At 47.1% G+C, this 12,715-nt stretch carries 12 protein-coding genes; 7 read left to right on the forward strand and 5 right to left on the reverse strand.

What is annotated here, in order from left to right; genetic code table 11:
• Nucleotides 1-406: 406 nt before the first annotated feature.
• A complete protein-coding gene (gene bchM / locus RIE73_RS16465) occupies nucleotides 407-1,099 on the reverse strand; it encodes a magnesium protoporphyrin IX methyltransferase (protein ID WP_446402206.1) in 693 nt (230 codons plus the stop codon).
• Nucleotides 1,100-1,378: 279 nt separating this feature from the next.
• Between bchM and RIE73_RS16470 the strand changes: the two genes are divergently transcribed.
• Complete coding sequence (locus tag RIE73_RS16470) at nucleotides 1,379-1,846, forward strand: clan AA aspartic protease (RefSeq protein WP_446402207.1); 468 nt, start codon at nucleotides 1,379-1,381, stop codon at nucleotides 1,844-1,846.
• 154 nt (nucleotides 1,847-2,000) lie between these two features.
• Here RIE73_RS16470 and nagA read toward each other — a convergent pair whose 3' ends face one another.
• Nucleotides 2,001-3,149 carry an N-acetylglucosamine-6-phosphate deacetylase gene (nagA, locus tag RIE73_RS16475; protein WP_446402208.1) on the reverse strand — a complete coding sequence of 383 codons (1,149 nt, stop codon included), beginning with the start codon at nucleotides 3,147-3,149 and terminating at the stop codon, nucleotides 2,001-2,003.
• Nucleotides 3,150-3,240: 91 nt separating this feature from the next.
• Between nagA and purE the strand changes: the two genes are divergently transcribed.
• From purE to truB, 6 genes are all read left to right on the forward strand, one after another.
• The gene (gene purE, locus RIE73_RS16480; protein WP_446402209.1) at nucleotides 3,241-3,768 is read left to right on the forward strand and encodes a 5-(carboxyamino)imidazole ribonucleotide mutase; all 528 of its coding nucleotides are present in this window, start codon (nucleotides 3,241-3,243) and stop codon (nucleotides 3,766-3,768) included.
• Between the two features lie 670 nt (nucleotides 3,769-4,438).
• Nucleotides 4,439-6,022: an ammonium transporter gene (locus RIE73_RS16485; RefSeq protein WP_446402210.1), complete on the forward strand. Its 1,584-nt coding sequence runs from the start codon at nucleotides 4,439-4,441 to the stop codon at nucleotides 6,020-6,022.
• A 154-nt stretch (nucleotides 6,023-6,176) separates the two neighbouring features.
• On the forward strand, nucleotides 6,177-7,016 hold the full coding sequence (locus RIE73_RS16490; protein WP_446402228.1) for a GDSL-type esterase/lipase family protein: 840 nt from the start codon (nucleotides 6,177-6,179) through the stop codon (nucleotides 7,014-7,016).
• A complete protein-coding gene (locus RIE73_RS16495; RefSeq protein WP_446402211.1) occupies nucleotides 7,000-7,155 on the forward strand; it encodes a hypothetical protein in 156 nt (51 codons plus the stop codon). Before RIE73_RS16490 ends, RIE73_RS16495 begins: the two co-directional genes overlap by 17 nt.
• A gap of 143 nt (nucleotides 7,156-7,298) precedes the next feature.
• Complete coding sequence (locus RIE73_RS16500; protein WP_446402212.1) at nucleotides 7,299-8,507, forward strand: 4-hydroxy-3-methylbut-2-enyl diphosphate reductase; 1,209 nt, start codon at nucleotides 7,299-7,301, stop codon at nucleotides 8,505-8,507.
• A gap of 225 nt (nucleotides 8,508-8,732) precedes the next feature.
• A complete protein-coding gene (gene truB / locus RIE73_RS16505) occupies nucleotides 8,733-9,626 on the forward strand; it encodes a tRNA pseudouridine(55) synthase TruB (protein WP_446402213.1) in 894 nt (297 codons plus the stop codon).
• Nucleotides 9,627-9,766: 140 nt separating this feature from the next.
• Here the strand turns inward: truB and RIE73_RS16510 are convergent, their stop codons facing one another.
• The 3 genes from RIE73_RS16510 to RIE73_RS16520 are packed head-to-tail and all read right to left on the reverse strand — an operon-like array spanning nucleotide 9,767 to nucleotide 12,673.
• On the reverse strand, nucleotides 9,767-10,384 hold the full coding sequence (locus RIE73_RS16510) for a transposase (protein ID WP_446402229.1): 618 nt from the start codon (nucleotides 10,382-10,384) through the stop codon (nucleotides 9,767-9,769).
• 2 nt (nucleotides 10,385-10,386) lie between these two features.
• On the reverse strand, nucleotides 10,387-10,680 hold the full coding sequence (locus RIE73_RS16515) for a hypothetical protein (protein WP_446402214.1): 294 nt from the start codon (nucleotides 10,678-10,680) through the stop codon (nucleotides 10,387-10,389).
• A 31-nt stretch (nucleotides 10,681-10,711) separates the two neighbouring features.
• Complete coding sequence (locus RIE73_RS16520; RefSeq protein WP_446402215.1) at nucleotides 10,712-12,673, reverse strand: response regulator; 1,962 nt, start codon at nucleotides 12,671-12,673, stop codon at nucleotides 10,712-10,714.
• Nucleotides 12,674-12,715 lie beyond the last annotated feature (42 nt).

A 12,715-nucleotide genomic window follows, 5' to 3' on the forward strand; every position in this document is an offset into this window, starting at 1 on the left:
GGAAAGAAGACAAGGGGGAAAAACCGTACAGAATTCGGTTCGGTCAAACTAACTTCTAAAAGCCGAAACGCCCTATTTTTCGTTCTCACTCTTCCTTGTCTACTGGTCTACCTGTCTCCCTTGTCTTACCTAAACCCCCATAAAAAACCTACCCTTGTGAGCTTATAGATCCCCCTCCCGTCCCCCTTATAGATCCCCCTCCCGTCCCCCTTAAAAAGGGGGAAGCCAGCGGATGCTTCGCTTTTGGTTCCATGGGGGAAGCCAGCGGATGCTTCGCTTTTGTTCCATGGGGGAAGCCAAAGGATGCTTCGCTTTTGTTCCATGGGGGAAGCCAAAGGATGCTTCGCTTTTGGTTCCATGAGGGTGGGAGAGGGGAGCCGGAGTTTTGTCAGATGAACTGAATAAATTAATCGGAATTTCTGGTTGCTTCTAAGAGGTAAGAAAAGTAAAACTGGGTACTGGTCATTCCTGTGCGTTGAATGGAAAAGCCGTTACGCTCCAATATTTTGATAATATCGGCTTTGCGGTGTAGGTAAGCACGAGTGGTTTTAGAAGGACCGGGAAACAATTCGCCAATTTTTTTGAGCAAACTGTATACAATGTTTTTGGGAGCAAAGCTAAGAATTAAGCGTGACTCGGCTAGAGAGGCGAGATGGGAAATCATCTGATCAGCTTTATCTTGGGGATAGTGAATCAGCACATCTAGGCAAATAACCGTGTGATAGCTACCACTCAAGTCTTCCAAATCCTGCACGGCAAAGTTAAGCTTGTCAGAATTCGCCAAGCTAGCGCCAGCCTTTTCCTTGGCTTCACCGACCATTTTTTCGGAGATATCACTGGCAAAGACTTTCGCACCAGCTTCGGCTAGGGGAATGCTGAGACTTCCCACACCACAGCCAGCGTCACAGATGGATAACTCAGCTAAATTGCCATCCGCCTTGAGCCAGCTTAGAACAGTATCTACGGTTTGCTGGTGTCCGTTACGGATATCCAGTTGGACTTTATTTACCTCGCCCTCGCCGTAAATCCGCCGCCAACGGTCAAATCCAGTGGCGTTGAAATAGTCTTTAACTACGGTTTTATCATCAACGGTGTTCATAGAGTCAGGTTGGATGGAGGAGTTAGGACGATTAATTACTTTATCATGAGCTAGAGCGTTAGTTCACTAACCCAAGTTGGTGGTAACAAGACGTAGAGACGTTGAATGACCCTAGCGCCGCACTTCAAAATGTAGCACAAAACGTGACAATGGTTTCCGTATACTTAACTTAGTATAACTGCAATAATGAAGTGCGAAGATTAGGGAAACAATCGATTAAAATGGAAAGGGAATGTTTTGATAACTGATATATTTTTTGAGTAAGTTATAGGTAAAATCATGGGTGAAGTTAAAGCAAAAGTCAAGCTCACCAATCCAACGGATGACGAATTAGTACGGCGAGGACAACTAGCGGCTGATCAGATTCGTGGGTACGAAACAGAAGCCGTGATTGATACAGGTGCAGTCTGTTCAGTGCTTCCTATTCATGTCGTGCAGTGTCTTGGTTTAACCATTCGCGCTCAACGAGTAGCAGGTTATGCTGATGGACGAACAGAAGCTGTAGGCGTCGTTGGAGTTCTAATTGATTGGCAAGGACGTGATACATTGGAGGATGCCTTAGTTTTGGGTGATGAGGTGCTGATTGGTCAAACTGTATTAGAGAAATTAGATTTGTTGGTCGATTGTCAAAATCAGCGATTGATCCCCAATCCCGCCCATCCTGATCAACCGGTTAATAAGGTGAGACATCTCATATCATGTCCGGTGGAATACTTACACTATCGGTTGAGACAAGGCAGAGGGTAGAGGGCAGAGGGCTCCAAGGGAAGGAGGAAGGTTGCAAGGCAAAAGGGAATAATGACTGTTTAGGCGGACATGATATCAACTATGAATTATGAAGGATAAATTATGAGTTATCCCTTACTTAACAAAGGACGAATGACTAATGACTAATGACAAATCATCCATTGAATTGTAAACGCTGCCAACTCAATTTTGATCTGTCCTCATGCCAATGCCATCGCAACAAATTGGCAGGTTGTCCTACTCCAATCCCAGGTAAACCGATCGCCTGTCGAGGAGACTCCGTGGCTAGGGCGATCGCACTCTCGATTTCACACAGTCCCCACTCGACCAAATTCTGGACTCCTACCAATAGCGGTAACGTAGTTCCCGCCAATGTACCATCCGCTAATCGTGCTGTACCCTGTTTCACTTCAATCTGACGCTGATCCCAGGGATACATCCCATCCCCTAATCCTAACGGCGCTAACGCATCACTCACTAGAAACAATCCCGCTTCATCCCGACTTGCTTGCAGTAGAATCTGTAACATTGTCGGACAAACATGCTGTCCATCGGCAATCACCCCACAGCGCACTTGCGGATGAGTGATGGCGGCACCCAATAATCCGGGTTGGCGATGGTGTAATCCCGGCATGGCATTAAAGGCATGAGTCACCATCGATGCACCTAAGGCAAAGGCTTCCTCGGCTTCAGCCGCCGTTGCTAGGGAATGACCTAAACTTACGGTAATTCCTAAAGAACGCAAATAATGAATTACCTCACCTGTCTCATCTAACTCCGGCGCTAGCGTCATCACTTTAACCAGTTTGCCATAATCTCCCAAAACGTGCTTGACATTTTCTAAGGTAAGTGGTAAGAGATAGGCTTGAGGATGCGCTCCTCGCTTTTGAGGATGCAAAAAAGGTCCCTCCAAATGCACCCCCAAGATTTGCGCCATTCCCGTCTGATCGGAAGCGGTGGTTAAAAAATCAGCAATCACCGCCAGCGATTGTTGAATTTTCTCAATTGAGGTGGTTACCAAGGTGGGTAAAAACCCATCAATCCCCTGATTTCCCAGAAATTGGCAAATATGCTGTAATTTCTGGCTATCCCCCAGCGTCAAATCCGGAAATGCCAAACCCAGCGCCCCATTAATTTGTAAATCGACCCCAGCTAAGGAAAGCCAATCCCCGGTAAGATCGAGTGTATGGGCATCTGGGGTGATATCAGTCATGGGTGCGATCGCGGAAATTTTTCCCTCCCCATCAACCCTTACCTGTTGCAACCCTTGATAACCTGGTACTCGTGCATTAATAATAATCATGTTCTTTATCATTAATCCTGCGTCATTTTAATTCAGGGAATAGGGAATAGGGAACAGGGAACAGGGAACAGGCAAAAAGGACAAAGGACAAATGACGAATGACAACCCCCAAATTGGTATTATCATGGGCAGTGATTCCGACTTGCCCACGATGCAGGGTGCGATCGCAATTTGTGAAGAATTCGAGGTTTCCTGTGAAGTCGCGATCGTTTCGGCGCACCGAACTCCCCAACGTATGGTAGACTACGCCCAAACTGCTCATCAGCGTGGACTCAAGGTGATTATCGCCGGAGCGGGAGGAGCGGCTCATTTACCCGGTATGGTGGCGTCTCTGACACCATTACCTGTCATCGGTGTTCCTGTTTCTACTCGCCATTTACAAGGGGTAGATTCCCTCTACTCGATTGTACAGATGCCAGGTGGAATCCCTGTCGCTACCGTAGCCATTGGCAATGCGAAAAATGCCGGGTTGTTAGCGGTGCAGATTTTGGCATCCCAGCAACCTGAGTTACTCGAACGAGTGCAACAGTATCGCCAGACTTTAACCCAATCCGTTATGGATAAGCAAGCGGCGCTAGAAAAGTCGGGATATCAGCAATATTTATCACAAATGCCGTAGATTAAGTTTTGACCCTTCACGACCTTAAAATGACTGGATCTTTATATCTTTATTCATCAGTTCTTTGAGAGACGTAAATTGTCAGTCTGACTCGAATCTTAATCCTTGTCAAATTAACAGGTTTAGGCACAATCAAAAGCTCTGAGCTAGTGCAAGAAGCCAGAAATAACTGAACAGCTAACATCTCCCCCTGCTCCCAGACGTAGCATGCTACGTCTCTACATGGCTCCCCCTGCTTCATCGTATCTTCTACGAAGCTGATCAAGTATTTTTGCCGCGCTGCACTAGGGGGCTACCGCAATATATTTTAAAGGTCATTCCGGCAAAAAGTATATTTTGTTACAGAAATATCAAGTCAAAAAATCGAAGATTTGAAAATTTCGTAAAGATAACGAACCCCGTTATTGAGAAGAATTGAGGCTCTTGACTATCTGGCAACTTATTTGTAGGGTTTTGTCTAACGTAGACACGCCAACTTCCAAAACTCCCGATTCCTTAATCAGGCAGCACTATTTAAAAGCTGGCAGTAAACCAAAGAAAATAGGCGCGGAGTTCTGTCATACTCAGATACTTACCCCCTCTTCTACGTCATACTTCCAATGACTTTATTTACCGCTTCTTAGCTCAATGTTAGGATGTGTTCCACCAGAAAAACAGGAAAGAGAGCGAAATGATGTCTAGACGAACGTTCGAGAAAACCTTCGACCGAAAAAAGTCTCCCCCTAAAACTAGACAAGTTGATTTACCAGGAGTTTCCCCCTCCTTCTGGGATTCTCCCTATTTTGACCCTTTGAAAACCATAGCCCGATCCTTTTCTCCCTACTGGCTGGCTTGTATTCCGCTAACGGCGATTATTGTCGTGGTTTGGAATACAGCAGCCGTGGCTCAATCTGAGGCGGTTGACGCTGATGCTGTTGCCCAACTTCAGGGAACGTTAAACGCCATCTGGGTATTGATTGCTGCGATTCTGGTGATCTTCATGAATGCCGGATTCGGGATGCTGGAAACCGGATTCTGTCGTCAGAAAAATGCGGTTAATATTCTCTCCAAAAACCTGATTGTCTTTGCCCTAGCCACCGTTGCATTTTGGGCAATTGGGTTTTCCTTTATGTTTGGTGCAGGAACTGGATTTATTGGTTTAGGTGGATTTTTCTTAACCAGCACCGATGCCGCAACCTATGGACTCGATCCATTTCCTACTGGGTTACCGATCTCCGTGTTTTTCCTGTTCCAAGCTGCCTTCGCTGGCACCGCCGCCACCATTGTTTCGGGTGCGGTTGCTGAACGGATTCGGTTTATTGACTTTCTCGTATTCAGTCTTCTGATCACCGGAATCTCCTACCCCATTACCGGACACTGGGTCTGGGGTGGTGGTTGGCTAGGAGACATAGGAGAAATAGGCTTTTCCGACTTTGCTGGCTCAACCGTGGTTCACTCGGTTGGTGGTTGGGCGGCGTTAATGGGAGCTGCCTTTCTCGGACCCCGTGAAGGAAAGTATAGAGACGGTCAAATCAATGCAATTCCCGGTCACAATATGAGTATTGCTACACTGGGATGCTTGATTCTGTGGATCGGCTGGTTTGGGTTTAACCCTGGATCAGAACTGGCTGCTACTGAAAATGTGCCGTATATTGCCGTAACTACAAACCTGGCTGCTGCGGCTGGCGGTATTTCTGCCACGATTACCTCTTGGTTAAAAGATGGTAAACCTGACCTGTCGATGATTATTAACGGCATCTTAGCTGGCTTAGTGGCGATTACCGCCCCCTGTAATGCCGTTTCCTATCTATCAGCCGTCATAATTGGTCTGCTTGCAGGAATTATCGTGGTTTTTGCGGTTTCCTTCTTTGACAATATCCATATCGATGACCCCGTGGGTGCGATTTCTGTCCACTTAGTTAACGGGATCTGGGGCACCATTGCTGTTGGTATCTTCACCTTCGCTGAAAATGATGCGGGTCAACGACTCGGCTTGATTTATGGGGGAGGACTCGGTCAACTGGGTGTTCAACTCCTGGGTATCCTCTGTGTAGGCGGTTTCACTGTCGTATTTAGTTCCATTGTTTGGTTCGCCCTGAAATCAACCTCGGGACTCCGAGTACATGCCGAAGAAGAAATCCATGGCTTGGATATTAGTGAACACGGGATGGAAGCCTACAGTGGATTTGTTAAGGAATCCGATGTGTTGACCAGTAGCTCCTTTGGTAACGTCAGTGGTAGTACAGCTGATATTCCTCGCGGCTCGGAAGTTTAACGGGAGCGCTTCTGGTTAGGTAAACCAGTTGATTACCAAAACCATCCTGTAGGGGCAATTCATGAATTGTCCCTACTTTTGTTAGGTTTGGATGATCGACACCAGTGGAATCGGACTACAATCTGATGAGAGAGCCAATGCTGTATCTAGACAAGTGTCTACAACCTCGAAAAGCTTTCCAACTTGGGCAGTTTTCTCCCTCGCTGTCAATGGCGTACTGGTACTAGCGATCGCGGGGGTATTGCTGCGCCAGTACCAAGGAGCTATCCCGTCTGCGGTGAGCCAGTCTCTAGCCACTGATGCGACTCCAGAAGCAGAAGCAACCCCTACCCCTATCCCTGAACTCGGACCCCGCCACCAGTTCAATTACCAGCAGTGGGTGGCGCTGCTGGAACAAGAAGCTCAAGTGATGGTGGAGCAAAAACCGGAGAATTTAGCCATACTGCTGGGGGATTCCATCAGTCTCTGGTTTCCCAATGAGATGCTACCCACGCAACGAACCTGGCTGAATCAGGGAATTTCTGGCGAAACCACAGCCGGATTGCTGAATCGCTTGGATGTGTTGGATCAAACCCAACCAGAGATTATCTTTTTGATGATTGGCATCAATGACGTGATTCGAGGCATCCGAGATGAGACGATTTTAGCCAACCAACGGCTGATTATTCGCTACCTGCGGCGCACTCATCCTGAAGCCAAAATTATCGTCCAATCCATTTTGCCCCATAGTGGGGAAAACGCCACCTGGGAAGGGCGCGATCGCCTCCTGGAAATCCCCAACAGTCGTATTGTCGAGATTAATCAGCGATTGAAAGCGATCGCGGAGGCGGAAGATGTCATTTACCTGGATCTCTATCCCCTATTTGCCGATACTGAAGGCAATCTGAACATGGAATTGAGTACCGACGGCTTGCACCTAAATCCTCAAGGCTATTTAATTTGGCACTATGCCCTACAAGTTACGGATCAACTTGTTCTTGATAGCGGTTTGTGACGAGGGATGGGGTGAGGGAGATGGGGAAGCTGGGGGAGATGGGGGAGATGGGGGAGATGGGGGAGATAGGGGAGATGGGGGAGATGGAAAGTCTGTTGTAGGGGCGGGTTTTACTGCTAACGTTTGCTTTGCACCCTGATATAACTAAACCCGCCCCGACTTGACCAATGACGAACGATGAATGACAAATGACAAATGACGAATGACGAATGACTAAACCGGATTCGTCTTAAGATCAAAAGGAATTAACAATTGTATACACTCATCTGCTAAACAAGTTTCATGGATACAAAAGCCTTCAAACGTTCACTCCATAGTTCAGACAACTATCACCGTAAGGGATTTGGTCACGAGGCTGAGGTGGCGACTCAGCTTCAATCCCAATATCAAAGCAGCTTGATTCAAGAAATCCGCGATCATAACTATCGACTCAAACGGGGAAATGTGACCATTCACCTGGCAGAGGCATTTGGCTTTTGCTGGGGTGTGGAACGCGCTGTGGCGATGGCGTATGAAACTCGCCAACATTTTCCCACTGAGCGCATCTGGATGACGAATGAAATTATCCATAATCCCTCCGTTAACCAGCGCCTACAGAAGATGAACGTCAACTTTGTCCCCGTTGAGGATGGGACAAAAGACTTTACTGTCGTTGGTGCGGGTGATGTGGTGATTTTACCCGCCTTTGGTGCCAGTGTTCAGGAAATGCAACTGCTCAATGACAAAAACTGTAAGATTGTCGATACCACCTGTCCTTGGGTGTCTAAGGTGTGGCATACGGTGGAGAAACATAAGAAGAAAGAATACACCTCGATCATCCACGGCAAGTATAAGCACGAAGAAACCATTGCTACCAGTTCCTTTGCTGGGAAATATTTGGTGGTGCTGAATCTACAAGAAGCCGAATATATCGCCAACTATATCCTCAACGGTGGAAATCGGGACGAATTTATGGCAAAATTCAGCCGCGCCACGTCCGAGGGATTTGACCCGGATCGGGATTTGGAGCATATTGGCATCGCTAACCAAACCACCATGCTCAAAAGCGAAACTGAGCAAATTGGCAAGCTGTTTGAGCGCACGATGATGAAAAAATATGGTCCAGTTCAGCTAAATCAGCATTTCCAGAGTTTTAACACCATCTGCGATGCTACTCAAGAACGGCAGGATGCGATGTTGGAGTTGGTGGAAGAACGGTTAGATTTAATGGTTGTGATTGGTGGTTTTAATTCATCCAATACAACGCAACTGCAACAAATTGCCATTGAACGGAAAATTCCGTCCTATCACATCGATAGCGCCGAGCGAATTGGTCCGGGAAATCGGATTGATCACAAGGTACTGCATCAAGATATGACGGTGACAGAACCTTGGCTCCCCGAGGGTGAAATTGTTGTCGGTGTAACCTCTGGAGCTTCTACACCTGATAAGGTGGTTGAAGATGTAATTGAGAAGATTTTTGAGTTAAAAGCTACTCCAGTAACGGTTTAAGGGAGTAGGGGTTTGGTTACCAAACCCCTACTGAATCAAATTCGCGATCGCATCCACAATCTGATCCGGTTCCACTGGCTTAGAAATATGACGATTAAACCCCGCCGATAATGCCCGTTCATAATCCCTCTCTCCCGCATACGCCGTCAGTGCTGTTAATCTGTGTCATTCACTATTGAGTCTTCTGGAGAATGTCATTGCTATCTGTGTAATCTGTGTTGACAAATGCAAGGATTTTTGAGTTTAAACAAACCCACAGGATTCACGTCTCACGACTGTGTGGCGAAAGTGCGGCGTTTATTGCGGCTGAAGCGAGTGGGGCATGGGGGAACGTTAGATCCATTGGCTACAGGGGTTCTGCCGATCGCACTGGGTAAAGCCACCCGTTTGTTACAGTATATGACCTCAGATAAGGCATATCAGGCGACGATTCGGTTGGGGGTGAAGACAACAACTGATGATTTAGAGGGAGATATTGTGGCGACGGCTTCTGCTTCTGGATTAACCCTGGAGACAATTGTGCCGTTACTGCAACAGTTTCAGGGAACAATTGAGCAAATTCCTCCGATGTACAGTGCGGTTCAGGTTCAGGGAAAGCGGCTGTATGAGTTAGCTAGGGCGGGTAAAACGGCGGAAATTCCCAGGCGACAGGTTGAAGTGTATCAGATTGAGGTATTAGATTGGCGTCCAGGGGAATTGGCGGAATTGGATCTGGCGATCGCCTGTGGTGCGGGAACCTATATTCGTTCCATTGCCCGTGATTTGGGAGAGGTGCTTAAGACTGGTGGAACCTTGGCGTCTCTGATTCGGACTCAAAGCAGTGGATTTACGTTAGAGAATAGCTTGAGTTTAGAGGAATTGGCAGCACAGATACAAGCCGAAACCTTTACTCCGATTCCACCTGAAGCCGCGTTAGAGCATTTAGCGAAGGTTATTTTATCGCCAGACGATGCTCGTCGTTGGTGTCAGGGTCAACGTATTATATATCAAGACGCCTCGACTGATTCTTCTGCCAATATCCGGCGAGTTCACCACGAAAATGGCACATTTCTGGGTATTACTCAGGTGATTGAATCAGACGGTGAGGTATTGCTTGCGCCTAAGATGGTTTTGGTGTAAGCAACCCAAGTCAGACTGGCAAATAAATTCTGATTAAATCGAATTCCCCATGCATCTAATTTGAACGTTTGAACGTAGGGGCGCACGTCTATGCGCCCTCGCGACTATCCCACTATCCCATCAATCAATTGTCTTATGATTCAGAACGGCAAATCAATTAAAAATTGTTGACTGTTTGAGTCAAGGTGGGTATTTTCGGGGTCATCCGTCCACATTTTGGGATTATTAATAATGTATTCTCGGACAGGGTTAAGAGAATCTGGATCGCGCACAATTGATTCATAATAATTTCGTTGCCAAATCGGTGGATTGGAGGTTTGACGGATAGCATTAATCCTGATGGTGACAGCGGATTTAAATCCAGCAATAAACGAGGACAACGAACGGGATTGACGCTGGGGAATTACGGATTGATTAAGGGGTTGGTTTTTCGGCGTTGGTAAGGGCGCACATCTATGCGCCCCTACGGGATTACCGTTGGTGTTGGTGTCGGTAATAATGACAATGCCATGGAAATGATTGGGCATAATTACCCATTCATCCAATTGCAGGCTAGGTCGAATTTGGCATGAGCGAATCCATTCTTGGGCAACAATTTTACCAATTTGGTTAAGATACATTTTGCCGTCACGGATATCTCCGAACCAACATTGTCGTTGGTAAGTACAGATAGTGATAAAATAAGCTCCAGGTTGAGCGTAATTGTATCCCTTAAGGCGAATAGAACGGCGATGATGTTTTTGCGGATCAAATTTCATAGTCACAGGGAAAATTGATCAGGATATCCGTAGGGGCGCATAGACGTGCGCCCTCCTCTCATAGACGTGCGCCCTCTCATCCTATCAGCGATCGCGATAATCATAAATTGCCGATTAAATCCAACCACCATTCCCCCAATCAAACGTAGGGGCGCATAGACGTGCGCCCCAATCCCCTGGACAAACACCAAAACACAACAAAACCTGATTTCCCATTCACCAACATCAGGCAACCTTTCAGACGATCGCAACGGTTCATTTATCTGGGTTGGGGAAAAGACGATCGCACATGCCATACCGTTAAAGCCATCGTTTCCGGCGTTTTTATCACTGAATCAAAGTCGCGATCGCATCCACAATCTGATCCGGTTCCACTGGCTTAGAAATATGACGATTAAACCCCGCCGATAATGCCCGTTCGAGATCCGTTTCTCCCGCATACGCCGTCAGTGCGATCGCTGGAACTAAGCCGCCGCGATCGGGCGGGAGTTCTCTTACCTGGCGAATTAACTCATAGCCATCCATTCCCGGCATGCCAATATCACTGATTAGCACATCCGGTTGCACTTGAGGGAATACAGCCAGCGCTTCATCGGCTGAAGTCACGCCCTCAACTCTTGCACCATAGCTTTCTAAGATAATCGTGAGCAAGTCGAGGGTATCCTCTTCATCCTCAACCAAAAGTATCCCCACGTCGGTAAAATCTAAACCCTCACCGTCTGAGTCGGACTTCTTTGTCTGAGTCTGGGACTCTGACATTAGGGGTAACGTCACCGTAAACGTTGCGCCCTCTCCAATTCCCTCACTTTCCGCCTCAATTCTCCCCCCGTGCAGTTCAATCAAATGGCGGACAATGGCTAACCCTAATCCCAACCCGCCAACACTTCGGGTTGTGGTACTATTCTCTTGCCGAAAATAATCAAAGATGTAGGGGAAAAAGTCGGGACTGATTCCCTGCCCGGTATCGCTGACTTGGATTTGTGCATGGGAATCAATCCCTTGTAATCGCACCGTGATCCGTCCACCTCTAGGGGTAAATTTCACCGCATTAGACAGCAGATTCCACACCACTTGCTGGAGGCGGTTGGGATCACCCGCCACAAATCCCACCCTTGAATCCAATTGGGTTTCAATCTCAATCGACTTGGCGGCGGCGGCTAAACGCATGGTTTCAATCGCCGCTTGAATCACCCGCACTAAGTCTACTCGCAAGGTTTGCAGATTCAACTTGCCGCGTAAAATCCGCGAAACATCGAGTAAATCATCAATGAGTTGAGCTTGCAAAGATGCATTCCGTTCAATCGTTTCTAAAGCCTGATCGATCTTATCCTGATTCAGTTTTCTTGTCCGTAGTAGTTTTGACCAGCCCAGAATTGGATTCAGGGGAGTACGCAACTCATGGGAAACAATCGCCAGAAACTCATCTTTAATCCGGTTCGCAGCTTCGGCTTTTTCTAAGAGTTGAATCCTCTCTTGTTCCACCTGCTTTTGTTCAGTAACGTCTCTCAGAGAAACCAGGTAGCTTTTCTTTCCTTGCCACTCAATTTCTACCACTCGCATTTGAGCCACTCGATTTTCCCCAGTTCCCGTCCGCACATCCACTTCCGTGTTATCCTCGCCCACAACGGGAAAGCCTAAGACTTGACCTAAAAGTTCGTCTTCTTCACGATTAAATAGGGACAGGGCGGCTGGGTTGATAAACCGGACAATACCTCCGGTGTCTATGACGATAATCCCATCCGGATTCTTGGAGATTAAAACCTGAAACTGTGCCTCACTTTTGACAAGGGCTGCTTTTATCTTTTCCTTTTCTCGATTGTCCTGTTGGGATTGTTGTGAGAGTTTCGCCACGGTTGCGGTTTGGGCTTGCAACTGTTGCTTTAAATCCGTAGAGTTAACTGTATCCTGGGATTCCCAGTCCTTTGCCTCTAATGCCTGCTTGATAACTTGAGGAAGCTGTGCTAATTGCTCGTGAAGCAGATAGCCCGCTGCGCCAGCTTTCATATAATCAACGGCAATAGACACACGCTTACTATGACTAATGATAATGACCGGAATAGTCAGATTCCGTTCTGGCAGATAGGAAATGGCTTCAATTCCATTAAATTCGGCTAAGGGATAGTCGATTAAAATCAGGTCAATGGTGGGATTTAGGTGATCCAAATACTCCGCTTTTGTACTGACGCGCTGCCACGTTACCGTCAGCCCAGCTTCAGATAATAGCGATAGGATTGGTTCTGTTGCCAGAGCCGAGTCTTGTAGAATTAGAAGGTTTAAGTCATTGGTCATTGGTTATTTGTCATTTGTCATTGGTCATTGGTTAGGGAACAG

It is taken from the genome of Coleofasciculus sp. C1-SOL-03 (genome assembly GCF_040220555.1).
Taxonomy (GTDB): Bacteria; Cyanobacteriota; Cyanobacteriia; order Cyanobacteriales; family Coleofasciculaceae; genus Coleofasciculus.

Coding starts and splice junctions, on each gene's coding strand:
- bchM (WP_446402206.1), bottom strand. CDS start 1,099: ATGAACACCGTTGATGATAAAACCGTAGTTAAAGACTATTTCAACGCC.
- RIE73_RS16470 (WP_446402207.1), top strand. CDS start 1,379: ATGGGTGAAGTTAAAGCAAAAGTCAAGCTCACCAATCCAACGGATGAC.
- nagA (WP_446402208.1), bottom strand. CDS start 3,149: ATGATTATTATTAATGCACGAGTACCAGGTTATCAAGGGTTGCAACAG.
- purE (WP_446402209.1), top strand. CDS start 3,241: ATGACGAATGACAACCCCCAAATTGGTATTATCATGGGCAGTGATTCC.
- RIE73_RS16485 (WP_446402210.1), top strand. CDS start 4,439: ATGATGTCTAGACGAACGTTCGAGAAAACCTTCGACCGAAAAAAGTCT.
- RIE73_RS16500 (WP_446402212.1), top strand. CDS start 7,299: ATGGATACAAAAGCCTTCAAACGTTCACTCCATAGTTCAGACAACTAT.
- truB (WP_446402213.1), top strand. CDS start 8,733: ATGCAAGGATTTTTGAGTTTAAACAAACCCACAGGATTCACGTCTCAC.
- RIE73_RS16510 (WP_446402229.1), bottom strand. CDS start 10,384: ATGAAATTTGATCCGCAAAAACATCATCGCCGTTCTATTCGCCTTAAG.
- RIE73_RS16515 (WP_446402214.1), bottom strand. CDS start 10,680: ATGGCATGTGCGATCGTCTTTTCCCCAACCCAGATAAATGAACCGTTG.
- RIE73_RS16520 (WP_446402215.1), bottom strand. CDS start 12,673: ATGACCAATGACTTAAACCTTCTAATTCTACAAGACTCGGCTCTGGCA.